Annotated in this window: 12 protein-coding genes and 1 riboswitch; of the genes, 2 read left to right on the top strand and 10 right to left on the bottom strand. The window is 50.6% G+C overall.

The annotated features are described in order from the left end of the window. Positions 1-77 precede the first annotated feature (77 nt). The 10 genes from GJB61_RS00570 to GJB61_RS00525 all read right to left on the bottom strand — a co-directional run bounded on the left by GJB61_RS00570 (position 78) and on the right by GJB61_RS00525 (position 20909). Positions 78-4574 carry an S-layer homology domain-containing protein gene (locus GJB61_RS00570; RefSeq protein WP_154116119.1) on the bottom strand — a complete coding sequence of 1499 codons (4497 nt, stop codon included), beginning with the start codon at positions 4572-4574 and terminating at the stop codon, positions 78-80. A gap of 175 nt (positions 4575-4749) precedes the next feature. Continuing rightward, positions 4750-4950: riboswitch (cobalamin riboswitch) on the bottom strand. Between the two features lie 44 nt (positions 4951-4994). Beyond that, positions 4995-5426, bottom strand: coding sequence for an RrF2 family transcriptional regulator (locus GJB61_RS00565; RefSeq protein ID WP_338115626.1), 432 nt, complete (start codon positions 5424-5426; stop codon positions 4995-4997). A gap of 438 nt (positions 5427-5864) precedes the next feature. Then, positions 5865-6224 (bottom strand): DoxX family protein, encoded by a 360-nt coding sequence (locus GJB61_RS00560; protein ID WP_154116118.1) that lies wholly within the window; start codon positions 6222-6224, stop codon positions 5865-5867. A 210-nt stretch (positions 6225-6434) separates the two neighbouring features. Continuing rightward, positions 6435-9458, bottom strand: coding sequence for a GAP1-N2 domain-containing protein (locus GJB61_RS00555; RefSeq protein WP_154116116.1), 3024 nt, complete (start codon positions 9456-9458; stop codon positions 6435-6437). Then, entirely contained in the window at positions 9455-10717 is a 1263-nt protein-coding gene (locus tag GJB61_RS00550; RefSeq protein WP_154116114.1) for a hypothetical protein, read from the bottom strand. The genes GJB61_RS00555 and GJB61_RS00550 overlap by 4 nt, the downstream gene beginning before the upstream one ends. Positions 10718-10800: 83 nt before the next feature. Beyond that, entirely contained in the window at positions 10801-11436 is a 636-nt protein-coding gene (locus GJB61_RS00545) for a beta-mannanase (protein ID WP_154116112.1), read from the bottom strand. Positions 11437-11460: 24 nt separating this feature from the next. Further along, the gene (locus GJB61_RS00540; RefSeq protein WP_229521390.1) at positions 11461-12741 is read right to left on the bottom strand and encodes a vWA domain-containing protein; all 1281 of its coding nucleotides are present in this window, start codon (positions 12739-12741) and stop codon (positions 11461-11463) included. 502 nt (positions 12742-13243) lie between these two features. Then, complete coding sequence (locus GJB61_RS00535) at positions 13244-15655, bottom strand: FtsZ/tubulin family protein (RefSeq protein WP_154116110.1); 2412 nt, start codon at positions 15653-15655, stop codon at positions 13244-13246. 4 nt (positions 15656-15659) lie between these two features. Beyond that, on the bottom strand, positions 15660-19049 hold the full coding sequence (locus GJB61_RS00530; protein WP_154116108.1) for a tubulin-like doman-containing protein: 3390 nt from the start codon (positions 19047-19049) through the stop codon (positions 15660-15662). 39 nt (positions 19050-19088) lie between these two features. Further along, positions 19089-20909 (bottom strand): vWA domain-containing protein, encoded by a 1821-nt coding sequence (locus GJB61_RS00525; RefSeq protein WP_154116106.1) that lies wholly within the window; start codon positions 20907-20909, stop codon positions 19089-19091. 206 nt (positions 20910-21115) lie between these two features. On the opposite strand from GJB61_RS00525, the gene GJB61_RS00520 reads away from it, so the two are divergent. Then, positions 21116-21268, top strand: coding sequence for a hypothetical protein (locus tag GJB61_RS00520; RefSeq protein WP_154116104.1), 153 nt, complete (start codon positions 21116-21118; stop codon positions 21266-21268). Next, a complete protein-coding gene (locus GJB61_RS00515) occupies positions 21261-22187 on the top strand; it encodes a hypothetical protein (protein ID WP_154116102.1) in 927 nt (308 codons plus the stop codon). The genes GJB61_RS00520 and GJB61_RS00515 overlap by 8 nt, the downstream gene beginning before the upstream one ends. Positions 22188-22472: the final 285 nt, after the last annotated feature.

Below are 22472 nucleotides of genomic sequence, written 5' to 3'. Positions count from 1 at the left end.
AAGAACGAGGGTTGGCAAAAGCCTCCCCCGTTCCATCCATTCTCTATATAATTTCAATTGGATGTTAAGACAAGTGTTTAGGGCAATCTGACAGCAACCACAGCCGCCATCTCTCTAGTGACAGAAGCTGAAGGATCGAAGGCTCCATTAAAGCCGGTCATATAACCCAGCTCTGATACAGAATGTACGGCAATCGAGGCGTACGGACTGATCTTACCTTCGTCTTTAAAGCTCTGCGCGTCAGCGGGACCCGCCAGTTTGAACGCTCTGGCAATCATCACAGCCATATCCTGGCGGGTGATCGTCCCATTCGGATTAAAAGCTGTCGCGCTGATCCCGTCAATAATACCCAACTCTTTCGCTTTCAGCACATCTCCATAGTACCATGCTCCAGCCTTCACGTCGCTGAATACAGGTGCTGTGGAAGCCGCTGCTGGCGTGTTGTGTGTCAATCTCAGCAGCAATGCTGCAAACTGTGCCCGTGTAATGTTCTCTTTAGGTGCAAATATAAGGCTGCTGCCACTGACACCTTGCATCAGCTTTCTATCATAGGCCGCATGTACGGCATCCAGCGCCCAAGCCGAAATTTGTTGCTCATCGGCAAAGACCACACTTATTGCAGTAGGGACGGAAGATAAGCTATACAGCTTTGCTTGCCCGTTCAGGGAACGGTCATAGGCCGTCAGAGCCAAGAGCACCTGCTCGGTCGCAAGGCTATTGCTTATGTTGTCTGCTGGGGCATGGGCGTAGCCCCCGTCTGCCTTTTTAAAAGCTGCCAGGTTGCTTAGAAGCCCACCCTTTGCTTTGACAAACCGGGAATCATTAGGGCCTGCACCCGCTGCGGACAGAGCAATAATAACCTGAGCTACACTCTCGCTATTCTCCTCACCGGACAGCTTATAGCCGCCGTTCTCTAACTGCTGCTGTGACAGCCAGTTGATCGCTTTGTCGATAGCGGCTTTCACACCCGCCTGCTCTCCATGAGCCGAAAGTGCGGCAACTGCCATAGCGGTTATGTCTACATTACCCGCCTCACCTGTGGTCAGCGGGAAGCCGCCGTCTGTGTTTTGCTGCTCCAGAATCCACTTGAGCAAGCTTTCCTTATTCCACTGCGCATTGACAGGCACACTATATGCTGCACTATCCAAGGCAATCAGTGCAAAAATCGGTCCGTTGCTGCCTTGCTTAATCATATTCGCATTGTTGTATATCTTCTCGATCAGGTTGAATCCGCCGATATTCAGCGGATCACCGCCGCTAGCGGCTACAGCCAAAGCCGTGCGCTCATAATCGGTAACCTTGCGGAATTCGCCTTTGTTCGCGATTAACTGCTCTTTCACTCCAGCTAAAAAACCGGACGGCACCACATTGCCGGATCGAGCCAGACCAAGAGCCTGCCAAGCACTAATCTCTCCGGCTGCTGCAATATTCTTCGCCACAGCGGCGATATCGCTCTTTAGCTGTTCTTGCTGTGGTTCCCATTTGCTGCGGTCAATGACTGCATACGAAGTGAAGTGACTGACCTTGCCCGTGATGACTCCAGTCTTGACATCCAGACTGGATGGAACGGGAATCCATTGATTAGTCGTCTTGTTGAGCCAAGCCACAACCAGATTGCCCGGGAAATCTGTGGTCACCGGGACCGTAATTGCTAAATCAATGGGCTTGGTGAATTTGGTGCCGTCAGGGGTGAACTCGTACAAACCAGACACCAATTCACTGCGGTTCGAGCTCTGCTCCTGCATTGTAATCTTGACCGGACCCGAAACTGCTCCAGCTGGAATCTGCAATTGCACTTCGTGTGTGCTGTCCGTCAGAGTGGCTGGAGCGCCTGAAGTAACCTCCTGTGTAACCGATACTGTATTAGCCGCCAAAGTTTTGCCCAGTACCGCCGCTTGTGCCGCTGTCATTTTGGTGCTCAAATTGGTAACGGCTGTTGTCTCTCCCACTTGATTGAGCGGCAGTGTGTTGTCTACAGTGATGCTTACTGCCGCCCCAGATCCGGAACCACCTGTTCCGGACGAACCTGCCGCCGGTTGGCCCAGATCAGTTCCTCCGTTAGTGGTATAACGCCAATTCACTGTATCACCATTACTGAGAATATACGCGCCTGCGCTAACATTCTGATAGGCACCGTTGACAAAATATATCCAGCCACTTAAGGGTCCGCGGTCAAATTCTGCCAAGCCGTCAATTGCTTTTACATACAAACTTGACCCGCTGCCATCAGTAGTGACCTTGTTGCCCAATTGGCGAACAAGCAGGCTGTATGGGGTATCTCCTGCATTCAGAGCAACCTTAGTACTATTTAGAATCGTTCCACGCGCACTATCCCCGACTACGGAGATTGTAGCCGTAGCTGCGGCGGGCGAAGAAACAACCAGTGACTGTGTATAACGAGCCACCGTAGGTGTACGATCTGCTACATAACCGGTAACGGCTATAGTATAAGTGTTTGCTGACAGTCCCCCAGCAAAAGACACCACACCTTGAGCATTAGTCGTTTCAGTCTTGCCACCAATGGATACCTGCACATTAGCTGCCGATGAAATCACAGGGTCAGAAGTGTACGTAGTGTCATTCCATACCCACTGCTTCTGGGTGACTGTTACTGTAAACGGCTGTCCCGGCTGTGGTTGTGACGGGGAAACGGCCACAGCATTGACTACCTGTGTAGTACTTCCTGCATAATAGACAAGCACTTGGTCTGACTCCTGCAGCTTGAAGGCATCCATGCCTACACTTGGGTAGATCCATTCACCATTACGTGAGACTACGAAGCTCCACCATCCATCGTAAGTACCACTCGTAATTCCATTAATACCTGATACATAGCTGCCAAAAGAAGATTCAGTAATATCTACTGGAATATGGTTTAAAGTAGTCAACTGCTGTAATGCTTCAAGTGCATTGGCAGCTTGTAAGGTTCCCGCAGCGATAGGACCTTGGGGTCCTTCGACGGACAGTGAGGCTGTTACATTTTTAGGTGCAACCTTCAAGGCTTGCGTGTACTTCACTACAACCGGTACATTCTCCGAACGGTAACCGGTTATTGTCAGCGAGTAATTACCAGCCGAGAGGCCAGCAAATGACGCTACCCCATAAGCATCTGTGGAAACCGTCTGAGTTCCAACTTGAACCTTTACATCACCAGCCAGTGCTGTTACTGGATCTGAGGTGGAGGTATTACCGTTCCAAACCCATTTTTTCTTCGTGACAGTGACCGTAAAAGGTGTTTCTTCTGTAGGCTGTCCCTGGGAGATTATTACGGAATTGACAACATCAGTATCGCTTCCCCCATAATAAATCAACACCCGGTCTGCAGCTTGCAGTGCAAAGCCGCTCATGCCTACATCTGGATAGATCCATTGGCCAGCACGCGATACGACATAGCTCCAGCCATCCCATCCGCCATAGTTCCCAGCCACAACATTCCCGATTCCCGTGACATAATTATCTTTAGTGATTACTAACGGAAGACTCTTCTCTGTCGCCAGCTTCTGCAAAGCCTCAAATACATTCCCTGCGTACGTGCTTCCCTGTGCCAAGGTACCCTCAGGACCTTCTACGGTAAGCGGAACATATACTAGCGGGTTCTGCACTGCTGGATTAGAGAAATCATATAATTTGCCGTTGCCGCCTTTATTGAACAGGTTATAGGCAACCAGCGCCTGCAATCCTTGCTGTGTAGCAAGAACATCAGAGCTGCCGTTCTGACTATGAGCAAAGCTGCCATCTGCGAGTCGGAAGCTCAACAATTTTCCAATGAGCTCTATATTGTTTTTGGTGAAATCAGCACCATCAGGGTCTATTCCAAAAGAAGCAAGACCTATGATCGCTTGTGAGACACTCTCGCTGCTAATCCCAAATCCGCCATTGCCATCCTGTGCTGCGGATAACCAGGCTACTGCCCGTTGTCCCGCTGAATTGGCCGCTGAATTATCTTTATGAGCAGCTAACGCAGTCAAGACCATCGCCGTCATATCGACATCGCTAGCTCCCGTGTTTAAGGTAAAACCGCCATCCGTATTCTGTTTGGACAGAATTTCAGTGAGCAGCTTGTCCGCTGTCCATAACGCATCCCCAGGAACGGTATAATGACCTGAATCCAAGGCCAGCAGTGCATAGACTGGATTATTGAGCGTCTGGCCGCTCATTTTGTCATTGTTATAAATCTTCTCAATCAGATTGTAACCCTTGTCAGTAAAACTGGCCGGATCGGCACCAATCGCTTTTGCAGCAAGCGTTATCCGAGCGTAATCCGTAACATTAGAGAAATTGCCTTGAGCCGTCTTCACTTGATTCTCAAGGGAGTGAATGTAACTGTCTGGTACTCTATAGCCAGCTTGGGCCAGACCCATAGCTTGCCATTCTGTCTGCACCCCACTGTTCAAAACAAACTCGGCGACCGCGTATGTCGCCGCAGTCACACTCACAGTCCCTTCCTGTACAGCGGACTGTTGTGCCTCAGCATAGACCTGTCCAGCCGGAACAAGCGATGTACCCAGAATCGAAATGACGAGCAATAAGGCCAGACCAAGCGTAAGCAGCTTGGAGGAGAAAATATTCTTCATGGTTAACCTCTTTCTGTGAATGAATTGGGTATTATAAAATTCCTATAACGCAACATAAAAACCGCCCAAATAAGGGCGGTCCGGGAAGAATACATATATTGAGGTCTGTGGTGCATAAAGCTCCAGTGACACAGTCAATCTACATATGTTCCACATTCTCACCCCTCGAAGAATAGAAACGTTCACGAAAAAGGCAGGTCTCCTGACTTATGCATCCATCGCGTCTCTTCGCCTTCCCATCCTTGAGTTCCAGGACAGTGGCCTATGAAAGAGCTGCTCTGCATTTACAGTGGCGGGACCGCGCCGGATTTGCACCGGACTTCCCTTTTAAGCAGGTTCTCATGACAGAACCTGCACCTTTTTCAAAATTAATATTTAATTTTATTGTTCAAAAAATAGTTCTAATTCATTGTACGGTGTTTAGGATATATTCACAAGGGACATGACATAGGCAATCGTAAACTGATGCAGATATTGAATCGTATGCTGCTCGGTTTCCCAGAGGATTTTTTCCAATTCCAGATCCAATTGTTCACCTGCCTCCCCACAACAAACCTCTTCGAGAGGTTCCCGCCCAACAATCGCTACTGCATTATAAATATCTCCTAAGGTTAGCTCGGCTGGAGGTTTATTGAGCATGTATCCCCCTTCTCGCCCACCCTTGGATTCAACAATCCCTGCACTTGCCAAAGCCTGAAGTATTCTGCGCAAAAAGGTGGCATGGGAATCCACTTTGCTGGCAATCATCGCACTGGACAATATGCCACCGCTTGTGGCTAACCCTACAATCGCGTGAATCGCTATTTTAAAATGTGGAGGACCAAAATCAATCCCTCTATTCGCTACACTCACTGGTTATTCTCCTTTCTTCTATGTTATCTATGGTTAATTCACCTAAAATTCAATATGCGTTCAGCATAAGCACATTATATGATGTATTCCCCTTCATGGGCAACACACGAGGAAGCAACCCGCTCTTCATGAGATGCAAAAAAACCGCCCCCGGCCGAATGGAGTTTCCATCCACTACTCACCAGATAAGCGATTTCTTAATGCATTCTATACATGAACTCACTCGGATACCCAACAACATGCAATGCAATGATTTTAACAGCATGTCGTGCTTCTAAATCGTTGAATTTAGGCTTGATTCTGAAGTTAGCTATAATTAATGCTGCTAATTCCCTCCATATTCCGAAAATTAGCTTCCTAGTGGTGAATTAGAGGCATAAATGTAAGGTAATGAGTCTTGAAGGCCTACGCGGGTCATATTAGCAGCAGTAATTCATGTTAATTGAGTAATTCCGAATATTGGATCACGGTGACTGCAACAGCCAGCACCATCAGCACGAAGGCGGGAAGGGAGTTCGCTACTGAATCCTTAACACGAACATGAGACAAGACCGCACACAGCATCATAATTCCAAACCAGATGCCTGCCCATGCCGCCCAGCTAGGCTCCCAAATGCCAACGATAAGACCAATGACTCCAATATACTGCATCAATCCGGTAACAACTCTGAACCATTGCGGCAGTCGCAAATGCTTAAAGTTTTCCACCTGCATTTTCGATCCAAACACCTTCATAGACCCTGCCATTAGAAAAATCAGACTTAATAATACCTGAAGGACTATTGCTAAAGTATCCATTTAAATCTCCTCCTACTTCACAGTATATGTTTCCGAATTAAGCACAGTTAAAGTCAAAAAAAAAGCAAAACTTAATTGCAACTGATTCAAGTACATTATATACATCAAATTTGTAGAATGTAAATACTTATTTAAAAATTAAAACTCCTGAATCCGCGCAGAACCTTACCTCTCGGTACAAGTCCTGCACAGTTCCAGGAGTTTACGATTTTATTCGGCTGTTACTTCCGGGCTTGCGGTAGCTGAGGGTACTGCGCTGGGATCATTACTTGGCTCAGTTGAGTCAGGGGTTGATGTTGGGCCTGGATCTGGCTGCAAGATCAGCTTGTAATCCCCGGCTTTGAGCATACTGCCTTCCACTAACACACTTCCCGGTTCTAGTGTGACATCAACCTGGAGTGAGGTAGCCTGTCCCCTATCGGGTGCCGTTGTTGGCTCGGAGCCACCCGTCGCAGTAGCAGAGGCTGAATCCTTACCGCCTGTAGTATTCGGGGACGCAGCGGCCTCATCATTCGATGCTGTTTCCCCAACGAAATCTCCGTCTGTTGCGGTCCCGCCAGTAGCGGCGTTGTTCTGATCTGCAGTCCCTGGCGTTCCTGAAGCTGGAACCGGACAGGTACTCTTGGTGGTGACTACTTTATAAGTATCCGTAATCTTCCCTGCGGAGTCGACCAGACCAATCTCCGTCGGCTTGAACTGGAGACATTCGTCAGCTTTGGCGAAGGTGAACACCAGTACACTGCCAACCTCCACATCACTGTTGCTCTTCAGATACACCGAAGCAGGGGGAAGCTGACTAACGGCCGTTTGAGCGGGGGTTGGCGAAGGACTTGTCTCCGGCAAGGCGGTGCCTGCCCCCTCTGGACGCAGCATGCTAATGATAATAATAGCGATAATCACCACGACTCCCAACAGAGAGCCGGAGATTAGGAGTTGAAATCGGCTGCGGCTGATCCACCTCGCCAGCGGCGAAGCCAGCTGGGAGCGAGCTTCATTGTAGACATTTTGCAGGGCGGGGCCTGCCGCGGAAACATAGCTTTTACGGAAATCACGGCTCTTGAAAGCTTCGCGGTCATGCTTCTGGAAATACTTCAGGATCGCCCGCCGGTAACCTGGATGAAGCTTCTTATTCGAGATGGTGAACAAAGGATTCCGTTGTGACCAGGCCAGAAACCGATAGACACCCTCTTTGTCCGCTCCGGCTTTGCGATTGACCAGCTTCAGCAGCTCGTCATAATCAAGCGGTCCGCCCTCGCGGTCACTGCTGTGGTAGAAAGCCAGCGGAAGCCGATCGAACGGCTCCAGCGTCCGTGCCTCCTGCAACCAACGTCTGCCTAACAGTTGCACATCATCCAATTCCTTCAGCGACAGCTCATTGAAAATATCCTCGTTCGGCTTCTCCTCACCAAACCAGCGGTAAGCGGCCCGAAGTGCGTTGGCTTTTTGCTTATTGATGAGATCAAGCGGTGGCTGCCAGGCCATTCCCTCCCCGGGATAGCTTAAAAAAGCGATTTCCAGCAGTTGCTCCTGCGACATCTCAGAGAGCGACAATCGGTTTAGCAAAAAGCGATCTGCCACCGTCGTAAGCTCCTGCAATAGCGATAACACCTCAGCTGTAAGCCCGGCCCCTTTGCGCCGCTCTTTTTCCACCTTATCTACTGTTTCATGAATCGCCGCAACGGCCGCCACCGGATCAGTCTCCTGTTGCAACTTCTCCATCAAATAGTCCCTGACCGCATCACTGACAAAAGGCTGCTGCAGCGCCTCCGGCAGAAAGCGCCCCCAATGGACCACAAAGCCCATAATATCAGCGGACTTGGCTGCGGCAGCCAGCCGGGCTTCAATATAAGGCTCCAGCAGCTGTTTACGGAACACGGGCTGAGCCAGCACTCGTTTGAAAAAGGCCGCACTAAGCTCATCATTGCTCTCGATAATACCGTAAGCAACGCCCAGTACATCCTCACGTCCGGCCGATTGACTATTCAGCATGCCATTGATGAAATAATCAACAACTTTAACCTTATAGGTATGCCCTTTCAGCGTGAAATACTCTTTGAAGATTTCCATAACCGCAGGCACGAGAATGCCTTTTTGGCGAATGAGATCATATTCACGGTCAAAACGCTCCAGAAACATATCATTCAGTCGAACTCTCGTATCTATGGCATCGTCTGCTTGCAGATAGGAGAGCAATCCGCCCAGCACCGCACTTTTGTTCTCGGTGTATAGAGCCTCGTCGCCCTGTTCAATCTCATAAAAAACAGCCAGCTCATTATAGAGTGCAGGGGAAAGCTTACGCTCTCCGCTCTCTCCAGCCAGCATGGAATCGGCAAAACGGGCAAAGTCATCCAATCCGCCCGCCTTCCGTCCTAGCATCTTCCACACCAAATCTGCGTAGGGCTGCCGGGATTCACCGAAATCTGCATTGCCTATCCGGCCTGTGACCAGGTCGAAGGTGAAATCCTTCTCTACACTGCGGTCCCCAGGGCGGAGCGAACCCTTTTCCACAAAGGTAAGATGGATATATTTGCGGCTTTTGGGCTCATTGGCATACGTGATCACACCCAGCCTCCGGCGGAATTCATACGGCAGCGCAGCGTACAGAAGCTCTGTAAGCTCCGCGGCCCGTACCGAAAGCTCCGAGATCGGCACATCGAGCGTCACATATATTTTTTTCTTGCCAGCCACCGAGGTCATAACAGCCTGCAGCAACGCCTTGAATAATTCTTCTCCAAAACCCAGTGAGCGTAAGACCGCTAACGGATCGGAGCGCCGCACTTTGCGCAAGACAGGAATAGACGTAAGCTCCGGCAAAGTGCCCCCCGGCTCTCCTTCATAACTCCCCGCAAAGTCGGCCTGCAGCCAGTCCGCGTAGCTCAACACAATCTCTTCCGCACGGGAGGCAGGAACTACATAGTTATGCGCGAAAAAAGCACTGCGCTGACCGGTGAAATCCGTCGCCTGATATTGATTGTTTCCAATAACCGTTTCACCTGACTCCGTATGGAACAGGTGCAGCGCAGCCGGATATAACGATTCCTGCTTCTCCCCACGCACAGTCAGCTCCGCTGGCGCATCGTAGAGGCAGAAGGGATGCAATGTTTTTTTGACAAAATTATTGTCCAGACTCTCCGACTTCGCTACCGTATCAAATCCTTCTGTCGAACGGTACACCCCGCGGCGCTCACGGGTATACATCTGTTGAGTGATCTTGGACCCTGAAAAGGTACTCACGGGCCGTCGCTCCCCTCAATATAATGCAGCTTGTGCAGCAGCCAGATAAACGGCTCGTCCACACGGATCGGACTGACCACACCTTCAATCTTCTGATTGACGGGATTGCTGCCCAGTGCAGATACGGCAAAGTAGCCGGTATTAGAGAAGTACACATCCATCGTATCCTTGAACGGACGGTCCACCTTGCTGATAAATCGGCTGATTTCACCGTCGATATTACGGACCTCATCCAGATTCAACGTTTTGCGGTGAACGTAGTTATTGAACACATTGCTGTTGGATTTGATGTAATCGCCATCCTCATCCTTCAAGGAATGCAGCATATCACTCTTGGCCAGTACGATGGCTGTCGGAATATCGGTTTTGCTCTTCTCCTGATAGGCGATGAAATCACCGAACATGGTCAGCACCACATCGCGCGGCTCGTCATATTGCGAGACCCATTCGCCGGGGCGGTCACCGATGTTAATCCGAATCTTCTCCCGAATGGAGCGGATTTGCAGCGGATCGACCATAAACAGAATACCAGCAGAGTTCTTGATATGCTGTCCGTGCAGCCCGAGATAATCTTGATCCACCATGCCTTCACCAGCCACATCGAAAAAGACCAGCGTCAAAGGCGGCTTCTCCTCATCCTTAAACACAAACTGAAAGATAAACGGCTCCTGCATTCTCTCTTTTTGCGTAGAGGCCAGCAGGTCCCCGCGCTCGAAGAGCGGTTCTTCATACAGTGTGCGGAATTTGCGGCTGATCTCGGCATTTAGCGGCATACAAGCAGCGTCAAAATGGCCCGCCGTCGTATTCTGCAGCGTATGGATCAATGAGGTCATATACACTGATTTCCCAACCTGGGAGGCCCCGATGATCGAGATGATGTTGCTCGGAACCTTGCCCGCTGTTACAGGCAGCTCATTATGGCAGGACGGACATAGCCGTCTGCGCGTGAGCACACCGTAGCGGTCGGTCAGACCCGTCAGCACATGATCGGTGTAATGATGATACTCCTCAGGAATATCAACTGGTTTAAGTATCGCTTCCACATCATCTACCGAATCAAGCCCGAAACGCTCGCGATATTTATTCAGCGCATCATCCTCACCGAGCGCGTAATTCTCATCGTCCTCCCGGCTATGCATAGCCCGAAAGACAACATCCGCAGGATCAAACTTGGTGAAGCAAAACGGACACACAATATCATAAAAGAGCGGCCGTGGCTGCGGCTGGTTTTTTTTCATAAAGCGGCTAAAAAAAGACATTTCTTCATCCTCCTAAAGTTTTATGGACATTCACATCTCGATTGACTTCGCCATAAAACTCGCTTCATAAGCAGAAATTGAGCTCACTCCGGCACCAGCTCATAATAAAGCCCGTACTTGCGGCCATCAGTAAAAAAGATGCGCACAAAGTCCTCCTTGCCGATCTCAATAGGCGGAAGCACATTACGCCCGGCAGCGAAATCCTGCACGAATGGAAAAAGCACACCATCCTCTTTGCCCGCCGGATGACCGCCCCGCTTCTTAACATAGCACAATACATCCCGCGGTACCGGCACCTCCGCCGTAATCGCCATATGTACTGTTTTTTGCTTCCCAAACCAGCCTTTGTTCTGAAGGATGGAATAATAGATCCGCGCTTTCCCTGCGCTGACCACTATACGGTTGGCAGCATTACTTTGCCGCACCAGCAGGGTCTCTCCATCCTCCGTAAGGCGGATGTATACGGTATACGCGACCAGACCGATTTCTTCCAGCCGATCACGGTAACCATTATTAGCCTTATATTCCTCACGGGTATAGAGCTTCATCCCGGGCGGTGGGACTTCTCCGCTCTCCCGATCCTCTGCGGCAGTCTTATGAATGCAGACCGCCTGCACCCCTTCGGGCCAGCGCCAGCTCAGCGTACAGAAACGTTCCTCCACCCGGGAGGTGACATCCGTAATGACCGGTGTGGATGAATCCACTTCGGCGTACCTCATGATTGTAGGCTCCTTTCAGCTGCGTTAAAATCCTTTGCTGCCCCTATTTCTGCGTGGCACAGGAAAGCTGTCCTTCGCTGTTGCAGGAACCTCTGTGTTCCGTCTGCTGCCACGATATAGTCGTCCTTCTCCTACGGGCACAATTCCCGTAAATAAGGAAAGGATGGCTGCCAGAACGAGCAGGGCTATTAGGCGTATAAGACCGTTAAGGAAGGAATGACTGCTAAGGCCGAACTCCAGAATCAGACCGGCGAACAGACCCGATACCGCACCGCCTATGCCGAAGCTTTTGGCTAAATGACGGTTATCGAACACAATGCCCAGCCCCAGTCCAAGTGCCGCGCCAATCAACAGCAGCGCTAGTATTCTAACCACTGCATAATAGGGGCTATCTTTGGTCGCGTCACTACGATCAGTTAGCAGGGTCCGGTCTCCTAGACGATCATAAATCTGCTGGAACACCGAGCCCAGTCGGCCTGCGTCCGTGACATCATAATATTGTCCACCCGTTGCGTTGGCGATATCCTGAAGCAGTGCAGAGCCTGCCGGGTCCTGCATACCTAGTCCAATCGTATTCACGGCTATGCCGCGATCCACATAGGATTGCAACTCACGCGTAGTATCGAATTGGCTGGCTCCATCGGACAGCATAATAACCATAGCCCCCCGGGCAGTTTGGCCATCACCATTGATTACATTCAACGCTTCGTTAAGTGCTCCGCTAATATTCGTGCCGCCTTCAGTGGTCTGCAGATTGCCGATGGCAGCCGATACTTTATCACGGTTTGACGGTTTGGACAGCGAGATCAATGGCTGAACAACCTGAGTGTCATCACTGAAGGTCAGCACAGCTGCCTGATTATCTTCATCCATCTGCATCACCAGCGACTGAGCCGCCGAGTAACGGCTGTTATTCGGATCGCTCTGCATCATACTGCCGGAGTCATCAATGACCATCACTACATCTTTAACCGGCTTCACGCCGCCGAAGTTCAGCTCATAGACGAACTCCGTGACCGCGCCAACTCCAAACAGCAGCACCACGGTCAGCGGCAGCAGCTTCCACGATAAACTCAGGTAGCGCTGTTTCCAAGAGTATCCGTTCAGCGTTGGCGAGATCATCTCCGCCAGCAGACAGCCTACTCCGACAACAAGCGCTACTATGGCAAAATAAATGCCGACAAGCAAAATAGACGGCATATCGCCAAGCCAGCGGCTCAGCAGCAGTTCGCCTATAAGAAAGGCGACCCCAGCGCCTAGCAGACTGAAGACGAGCAGGAGCGGATTGATTTTTCGCTGCATCATTATTCATCCTTTCTTCGGAGGAACATAAGAAAAATATTGCCCAATACAAGGTTTGAAAAATCGTAAATGATGTATGAAATACAGCATTACTATTCCTGACGACACAGCAGCGACAAAATGTTGTATGAAATCCATCTTCCACTCGCTGTAGACACCCTTTTGGCATGTAATGTTGTATTTCATACATTATTGTATCTATAATAGGCTATTTATGGAAATATTGTTGGAAGAAATACATCATTCCGCCAAAAGCTGTCGTTCCTCGGTATTAGTTGCATCCCACGTCAAGCCAAACACTCTAAATTGTTGTCGAGAGCCGCCAGATAATAGAGATGCAAGCCGTAGACGGACTGTACAGACCTTATTACGGCTCAGGATGGCAAAAAGAGACTTGAGCGGACTGAGGTTCCGTTATTCGTTGATACAGAGACCCATTTAGCTGAATTTCAGGTCAATAACGGATTCTGTGTCCGCCTAATTACCTGATTACCAAGCGATGCATTTATCGCATTTCTGGAAGCTGCTCCTCATCCAATCCATGCAGCTGGTAGCCATTCTGGGCGTAAGTCTCGTAGTAGACTTTACCGTTGCGATAATAGAGCAGATCCTCCAGATGGAAACCACCCATCAGATTCAGCTTCTCGACCCCGCTTCTGCGCTGCTCATGTACGAACCCCAGCCGGTAGATGCGAGACGTCTCGTCTACGCCGAAGGCGTAGCGCAGGAACTCGGAGGCACTATCGCCGAAGAAATATTTCTCCTCATGCCGATGCTCCTGCGTGTATTCGAACAATCTGACATTCACAACAGCGCCCTCTTCCAGACTGTGGTACAGCTGTTTGAAGAGTTCCTCCCTGGAGAGCACCTGACGGTTCTCGTAGGCAGCCGCGACATTGGCGCGCCGCAGCAACTCTTCCTCGAAGGAAAGCGCAAACGGCTCTGCGGTCAGCAGCTCCCGTTGGCAAATATCAATCAGGCGTTCGGTTACAGCTGCCTTGCCCTGTTCTAGCAGCTTGGACATACTGCCCATATACCGCTCGCTAAAAAACACACCCGATCCACGCCGCACTTCGATATCCTTCATGACCTCTTCGGTTACAGCGCGATAATATTCCATAATATTCTGACCCGTAGTCACATCCGTACGTCCGATGCTGCCCACTGCAACATTCCGGAGGTCTTCCTCCAGCGCCTCCATGGCCCGCACCCGGCTTATGCTCTCCACGTGCAGTTGCTCCAGTGCAGATTCCAGCCGGCGGCAGAGCGTTAGCTCGGTTTCAAGGCGCAGCAACTCGTATCTGCGACCATAAACCGTGGAGAATAAGTAATGGATGAAATTCCGCACCGTACGTTTGTCGAACAGCGGTACCCGCTGAAAGGACTGGCGCTCCACGCTTTCCGCGTAGAGCCCGTCAAGCTCCGTCTGAGCAGAAGCAATTGCTGTGCGCAAGCCTGCCATATGCTGACGCAGGTGATGCAGCACACTTCCGTTTCCGGCATCATCACGGTCAGCCGTCCATTCAGCCAGCTGATAGAAAGTCACCGCCGGAACGGCTACTTCCTGTGCCGCCAGAGCCGCACGCCATTCGCGGAGAGGCTCTATCGCTGCTGCTTTTCTATCCGCTTCAGCTGTAAAGTTGTTGCGGAAGTATACCTCGCCGCCCTCACCGAACAGCTGCTGCTCCGCTTCACGCAGCGACAACTGTCTCAGCTCTGCATAGGATGGACGGCCATGGCTCATCAGCCCGGTCATTTCCGTCAGTCCGGCTTCCTCCGGCAGCAATTCTCCCGCACGCTCCCGCAGACTTTCCGCGTCCAAGCCCAGCAGGGACTGGCGGTCACGCAGGGTCCAGGGGCTGCCCTCCCGCAAGCTTGCGTCAAGCCGCCGGAAGGCATGATACAACACTGCCAGCGCAATCTGCAGATTAGGTCTGCGGACTCCGGCGAAACCTGCAGAGGCGTAACCTTGTCTGCCCGTACTGCCTCTGATCCCGCTTTTGAAGGTCATATTGTTGTAGCCACCATGTCCGGTGGCATGGTCGGACGCAGGGCGGACCCGATTCTTCAACAGGCTGATGTGAGCGATGATCTCATAATTGTCATTCATGCCATGAACCGACATCATCCCGCGCTCATTCTTATCGGAGAGCAGGTAGACCAGATCGAACAGGGCGGAAGGGCCGTGAGCAACCGGAATCGAAAGCCCGTCTTCAGTCACCAGCAGCGGCGCGCTAAGCGTATAATCTCCCGCTTGCATTCCGTCCAGCTCCCGCAGAAAAGCCAGTCCTACCGAACTGGAATAGCCAAAATTCTCACCTTGCTCCCGCTCGTTGATCAAGGCGAACAGATCGGTCTGCACCGACTTAAACGATTGGCCGAGAATAGCTCGGGCCAGCAGTGTAATTTGCGGCAGCAACACATTTAGCGGGTCATCGACCCGCGTAATGATAGACAGATGAATTACGTCAAAGGATGAATACAAGCGGCCGAAGTCCGCGATGCTATTGCTTAACCGTCGCAGAGTCCGGTTCATCTCGGCCAGATAACGGCTGTCCTCATGAAATTCGCGGTAGACATCCTGACGAACCGTATGGGGATCTCGCCCAGCCGATCCGGGGAGGGGCATTGTCATAACCCGTTCTCTTCCTCCCGCACCATATTCGACTCGGTCTCCAGCAGCACTTTTCCCGCCACCTTCTCCTGACAGCGCATGTACCGCCATCACACCACCAGCGTTATCCCATTTCCGTTCACAGCCATCCAGCACCGGGCCGATGGCCGGAGTTACCTTGTCGCCTACGAACAGGAACAGAGCCGGATAATGGATGCTGCTGCGTCCATCCCCTTGTGCGCGTTGCGCCTCTTCCTGTGCTGCATATTGTTCACCATAAGACAAAACCACTGATTTGCTCATCTGATTATTTCAGCTTTCTGCGGATACTGCCGAGCTTGCCGGTCATGCTCTTGTAGAACCCGTACATTTCGTCCCCGTTGGCATGCTCTACCCGTTCATATTCCAGACTGTCCCGCGCCTCCAGAAAGGACACATACAGCCCTTCCAGCTTATACAGCAGTGGAGTTACATCTTCTGCAGCAGTCATTTCACTTGCACGACGCGCCGCCTTGCGCAGCAGCACACTGCGGCTCTTCTCATCCAGCTCGCGGAAATGACGGTATACGGCATGCTCCACGTAGCTGCGTTCTTTCATTAAGTTGGCGAATGGCTCCCAGGCATCTTCCTCTTCATCACGGTCATAGACGTACAAAGCGCCCTTTTTGATAATGCTGTCGGTATACAAAGCCTCGATGAATTGGTCCATCCATTTATCTTCATCCAGATATTGGTGCAGCAGCACCTCGAGCTCAGCAGCTTTAGCAGCAATTGCGGCATACTTTGCCAGTTCCTCACGGACACGGGTAATCAGTTGCGGCGAACGAATCAGATTCTCCTGGGCCATGTCTTTATTGATGCTGCCAAAAATATCCTTAACACTCTCGCGCTCCAGCCCCTTCTCGCTCAGCTCTTTAAGCGCATCTGCCGCCTTTTTCACCTCACCAAGGTTCGGACGTGCCAACTGCAGTTGCAGATCATAACCGCTCAATAGCTTCTCCAGATCAAACTCCTTCGTGAACACGACCGAATAACGGCTGCTGGTGTTCTCGTCGATGCCTTTTTCGATGATGACTCCCAGTTCCATGCCTTGCGCAAAATCAGCCCGGATTCTAGCGTTATAATCACGGACACGGGGATTGATATAGGTATCACCCCATGATTTCTCTGGAATTGGAGAAGGCAGATAGGTCCAGTTGTTCTTATCTGTCATGACCAGATGGCGGCCAATACCTTCCTTGTCAAGGATGGTCCGCTCGTAGTTCTCTTCGAACACCCGGAGTGGAGTATAGACGAAGAGTGGCACCCCGTTGCGCGTATTCAGCCAGAAAATCCGGTTCTTCACCTGGCTTTCCTTGATCGTAAATTGCGATTTACCCAGTGCATTATTCTGATAATTGCGAATTCCCTTCAAGATGCCCGGCGTATTAAGCGGCACTGACACGAAGCCCCATGATGGGAAATGCAGACTGCCCGAACTGTTGCTGAGGTGAAAAATCGGCACAGCGTCCTCGTCCAATCTACCAGCGATAATCCGCTCCACAAACTTGTCGAGCGGCTCCTCATTGCCGTATTTCATCACCAGGAAATCTTCCATCGAACGGGTAATCAGATCGCCAAATTTATCGCTCAGGAACTCAGAAATGGAGCGCACAATGTCGATCTCCTGCTCTTTGACCCAACGTCCGGAATGATTCAGCATATCTCGGGTGAAGTCACGAATGAGATCGTCCCCGTCCTTCTGATCCATTACCTTCGAGATCGTCGCCGAAATATCCGGCACATTGACAATATTCCAGTAGTAGGTCTTGTTTCCTTTGTGATCGGCCTGCTCTCCACCATTGATAAGCAGATCCCCGTTCTTGGCAAAAATCGAACTGAGTGCGCTCAGAATCTCCGTAAACACGCCGTATATCCGGCTATTCTCTTCATTCAGACCCTCATACAGATCCTCATAGAATTGAATCATCTGCTCGGTACGTTCCACATCGGAATGCAGCCAATATTCATTGATCTTTGCTTCTATATAAGCGTTCTTCTTCTTCTCTTTGGATACAAAAGCGCTGCGGGCATCGCCCAGTTTCTCGTCTGCACTGTCCTGTGCGGTCTCAATATCACGCGGCAGGCGCAGCAGGCTCTCGCGCAAGGCCTCGATATAAGACTGAATCAGCTTCAGAATACAGAAGCCCTTCTCGGTATAGAGGAGCCGTGAGACATAGAACGGACCCTGCTCAGGATGCAGGAAGATACGTTCCAGTTCTTCACCAAAACGGCCTACTATTTCGCCGGGAAGCTGTTTCTTTGCCTTAATGAATTCTTCACGAGCACGGGACAGGAAATTCTGCTCCAGCTCCGTATCCATGCTGACGACCTGGTTCTTGATTACATTGGCATGACTCAGACGCTCGCTGTTCTGGTAGCCAGGCAGCGGCTCCGGCACGCGGGATTCAAAGGTCTTAATCATACTGTCGAGATCGATGCCGAGCTTGCGTGCGAACTTCTCAACATCCTCCTGACCCGGAGCCTGTTCGAACATTTTATCCATTTTGTCGAACAACCGGAACGCCAGATAAGTCGTCATTTCCTCAATCGGCAATACGGCTGACGAAGCGCCGATAATGTTGTATTCGTAATTGGCCGGATAAGTCTTGTTCATCTGTGCAATGTTCGTGCGAATATTGCTGATATAGTCGTGGATAGCGAATTCCTCACCCGACTGTTTTTCCTCGCTGGCCATAAAGTTCGTAATATTCTCTGCCGTTACATTCATGCAGTAATCATAGGCATTCTCCAGCAGCTTGCCTTCGGTATTGGTTGCGGAGATCAGATGACACAGATTGAAGGGCGGCAGCGGTGAATTCACTGTCAGTATATTCCCGTACTGCTGGCGGAACCGCTCGCCGCGGCTGTCTACGTTCATCCAGTAATCCAGCTCTTTAAGCGCGGCATAACCGTTCTTGCGAATATATTCACGTGTATGCTCGCTGAGGCTTTTGTTCGCCAGATTCACGTCCGGCGTGAACAGATAACCCAATGTATTCACTCGATCAATCCCGGCGGAGCCAAAGTCACGCTCAATAATGCCACGCACGATATAAGCGATATCCAGAAAAGCGCCACTGCCCGTTCCGCCTGACAGACCTGTCAGCAGAAAGACCATTAACTTCTTGCTGGTGCCAACGGACAATGTCTTGATCTTTTTGTCGATGGCTCCAACCACTTGATTAATCTTCGTGAACAGCAGCAGACGTCCGGCCTGACGCACCCCGGCAGCACCATTCATGCCATCAGTAATACTAAGCTCCGGTGACAGCCAGTCTGTAATGTAGGGTTCAAGAATACTGCGGTTCTGCAGCAGCCCGCCGATTTCAGCATTGGCTAGCAGCACGAATTCATTCTGCGGATCGAGGCCGATGCCTTTGTATTTCTTGCCACGGTCCTGTTCATTGGTCTCAAAAGCCAAAAACTCCACATTATCGGGCTTATCCCGTTTTTTCTTGGACAATGGATCTTCAGGCAGCTTAAAGCGGCGGTTAATCTGATATTTTAGGCGCAGCAGGGCATCAATACCCGTGCCGCCGAGTCCAATGATCAGGATCGGATTATCAATCGTATCCACCCTGATCTTGTCACTGACAATACCCCCACCAAGTGATACATCCAACTGTTGAATATGCTCTCTGACTACCGGTTTCATACAATCTCCTCCTAGAACTAACTTCATAAAGACTAACTTTTATATTAAATATTCCAACAAAATCGTCTTATCTACTGTAGGCAGCACCACTGAAATGCGGTCGCCGCTCTTAAGCTCCAGACCACGCGTCGTATCGGCAGCACGGCCCGATTTCTCTACAGATATGCCCCCGCTACCACGTAGCAGCAGCCTGTCATTCTTGCCTGGCGTAAAGACCAATTGTTCACTTTCCTTCAGTTCAGGAGCTAGCTGAAGCAACTGGTGGAGATTGAACTTCCCTCTAAATGCCGCCAGCTTCTTATATTGAGGATACGTTTTCTCGCCCGTATTTCCGTCCCGTACTTCAACTACGATCTGGCCAACGAAGCCTCGTGTTGATTGCTTGCGGAACAACCAAAGTGCTACCCCTGCCGCCAACAGCAGCACAATGCCGCCGATGATGTAATACAGGGTGTATGAAGCAGCCTCTTTGGCCGGTTCTTCAGTGTTGCCGGTTGGGGTTCCCGTTCCGGCTGTTCCCGCTGCCCCACTCTTGGCGCTAATCTTCACTATATCACTCTCACGGTAGAAACTGCTTTCCTCTGCCCGGACCTTCAGCTCATAATTATGGCTATCTTTGACCTCGAAGGTTCCCTTGAACACAGCGCCGGTGTTATCCATTGGAATCTCTTCCGCGACTCCTGTATCGGTATCCGTGGCGAGCAGCACCGCCTCCATATCTTGATACATATTGCTGAGGGTCACCTGAGCACCATTGTTGAACAAGTGGGAGCTAATATCAATTTTATCGCCTTTTTTGTAAGTGGCTGTTGGCAAGGCGTCAATTTCGAGTTCTAGATCATAGTTAAATACGAGATTAATATCAATCTTATCTTTAGGTACGCCCTTGATGGACAGCTTCCAATCGCCTTGCTGCGGTGACAACAGCTTGAGCAGGCTATATGTCTTGGACTTGGACAGCAGGACATCGGATGAAGGAATCGCTACCGATTTCCCGGAAGGGTCCGTGAGCTTCGCGGTCACAGGCTGTGCCGACATAATGGATATGTTTGCTTCCAGAACACTGCCGTTAGGCACGTTCACCGTTACATCCTGATAGCTGCCATTTGCGGTAATAGACTGCACAGGGACTACCTTCAGCTTCAAATGACTGGCAAAAATCTCACTGAGGATCTGCGGCAGATCATCGGGTGAATCTGTGGAGAACGCTTTGCCGCCCGTCTGGTCGGACAGATCGGCCAGGCTCTGCTTGTTCAGCTTGCCGTCGGCATTCAGACCAATGGTATAAATGGGATACCCATTCTTCTTGGCGGTTTCCAACGCAGTCTTCAGTTCCGCATCAGATTGACTCTGAGTCCGGCCTGTTGCATCGTTGAAGTCGTTATTACCATCCGCAAGCATGACAATGATCGGCTCATGGGCCGGATCGCTGCCGTTCTGAAGCACCTTGACCGCTTCTTCCACACCAACAGCAATATCCGTATAGGCCCCACGGTCTAACCCGTCAATGAAATCCTTCAGATCCTGCTTATCCCCGGCAGAACTAATCTGCAGCAGGGCCTTCTCGCGCTGCACCTTATCGGTGTAAGCTACAATACCCACCTTATCCCCTTGCGCGGATAACATATCTATAAACATTTTCATCGCTTCATTAGCGATCTTGTTCTTGTCGCTCTTGTTCATGGAATTGCTGACATCGATCAGCAGTACAGCATCAATATGAGATTGTGCCGTTGTTGCCGCATAGGCCCGAACAGCTCCAAGGGGAGCAGCAGCCAGACAGAGAGCCAGCAGTAGTGCCGGAAAAATACGTAATAGGCTATTCTTGTTTGTTCTCTTGCAAAGATGTTTCTGAAGCATAAATATGGCTCCTCTTGTGTTATATTAGGCGCATATGGCTGGTTCACCAGGAAAGCTAAATTCTGTAAATAGTATGCCATTATGATATAATTAAACCTTGTAAACTTCAACTTTAAGACTGTCGTAACGGTTACGAAACTGTAATAGAATCGTCATTCTATGGACCTTCATAACCGACTCGCGGTTCAAGAGAAAGGAATTGCTCCATGATCTCATACGTTATTCTCGGGATTACGTTCCTCTATGCCGTAATTCAGATTTCTATTTATGCCTCACGCCAGCGCAAGCCGCTCACCCGTGAGGATATTGACGAGAGGCTCCTTGCCGCTCTAAACGGAGGTGACCCCGGCCGTGAATAAGAAGAAGCCCGTTACGTTTCGCCCTTTCAAGACTCCTCGCTACGCCTATGGCTTGCTGCGTATCTGCAAGCACTGCGGACGTTATACCGCACTTCCAGAAGAACGGTGCAGTAAATGCGGCAAGTCCTCTTTGGTCCCGGTGGAGCAGTATGCTGTATCCAGTAAAGGCCGATCTATGCATACACGTCTCCTGCTCCCTCTTCTGCTCACCCTGGCTGCGGTCTATTTCGGCAACAGCATCCGCCAGATGGTGATATGCGGTGCCGGAGGCCTTGTACTGATGGGACTGCTGTACTATACGCAGCGAAAAGTACGGCAGAGCGAGAATCTCCATGCGCTTAATCAGCTATTCAGCCGGAACGTCGGCATTATTAAGGAAGGGCTGGAGTTCAACCGCCAGGAGGCCGTCTCCGTGCTCCGCGAGAATGATGTGCTGGCTTATGAGAAACTGCGCGTAATCTCCATTCTGCTGCGTGGCGACCGAATTTCCCGGCAGCGCGTCGCCCTGCTGCATAGCTTCCTGCTGCGCAAGGACATGGATCTGGAGCTCGAACAGCTCCTGCTGAAGGACTTTGAGCCGCTCCTTGCTGAATATATCGGCGAGATTGCCAAAGTCCGTCCGGACCTGATCAAGGATCGCACGCTGCGCTATGTGAAGACCTATGAGGTACAGATCCTCCAGATGGACAAGGGCACGGCTATTCTCGCTGGTGTCGCCGGAGCAGCAGTGCGCATGAAACGTTATGTGCTGCTATACTCCGAGTTTATCGGAAGATATACTCATGAGCTGCCTAAGGACCGCTTTCTACGTCTGTCCAAGCTGATAGCCGCCAATCCCCATGAGCCGTGGAACGGTCTTGACCTTACTGTAGCAGAGCTTCGCGAAACCCAATACCGCTGGGACCCGGAATTTCAATAGAATGAACCAATAGAGCACACTGACGCATAGTAACGTCGATGACGCACACTGTCGCTATTTCAGCGTCATAAAGCCATTATGACAGAGTAAGCTGAAAATGAAGTTAAAACGTTCGAGCTAACCAGCCATTCCAAAATCCGTCGTGTTAACCTTTTGTAATAAATTATCCGGACACAGAGGCCGCTATTTACTTGAAATACGCTAGTTTCTTAAACTGGCGGACACAGAATCCGCTATTGTGCGAAAATCCATGCAATTGGGACTCTAATTGCACAATTAACGGAA

The organism is Paenibacillus monticola (assembly GCF_009664975.1).
GTDB classification, from domain to species: domain Bacteria; phylum Bacillota; class Bacilli; order Paenibacillales; family Paenibacillaceae; genus Paenibacillus_AQ; species Paenibacillus_AQ monticola.
This window is presented reverse-complemented; position numbering and strand designations above follow the sequence as displayed.

Excerpts from the sequence above, each read along its gene's own strand:
- GJB61_RS00570 (WP_154116119.1), bottom strand. The coding sequence starts at position 4,574 with ATGAAGAATATTTTCTCCTCCAAGCTGCTTACGCTTGGTCTGGCCTTA.
- GJB61_RS00560 (WP_154116118.1), bottom strand. The coding sequence starts at position 6,224 with ATGGATACTTTAGCAATAGTCCTTCAGGTATTATTAAGTCTGATTTTT.
- GJB61_RS00550 (WP_154116114.1), bottom strand. The coding sequence starts at position 10,717 with ATGTCTTTTTTTAGCCGCTTTATGAAAAAAAACCAGCCGCAGCCACGG.
- GJB61_RS00545 (WP_154116112.1), bottom strand. The coding sequence starts at position 11,436 with ATGAGGTACGCCGAAGTGGATTCATCCACACCGGTCATTACGGATGTC.
- GJB61_RS00540 (WP_229521390.1), bottom strand. The coding sequence starts at position 12,741 with ATGATGCAGCGAAAAATCAATCCGCTCCTGCTCGTCTTCAGTCTGCTA.
- GJB61_RS00535 (WP_154116110.1), bottom strand. The coding sequence starts at position 15,655 with ATGAGCAAATCAGTGGTTTTGTCTTATGGTGAACAATATGCAGCACAG.
- GJB61_RS00530 (WP_154116108.1), bottom strand. The coding sequence starts at position 19,049 with ATGAAACCGGTAGTCAGAGAGCATATTCAACAGTTGGATGTATCACTT.
- GJB61_RS00525 (WP_154116106.1), bottom strand. The coding sequence starts at position 20,909 with ATGCTTCAGAAACATCTTTGCAAGAGAACAAACAAGAATAGCCTATTA.
- GJB61_RS00520 (WP_154116104.1), top strand. The coding sequence starts at position 21,116 with ATGATCTCATACGTTATTCTCGGGATTACGTTCCTCTATGCCGTAATT.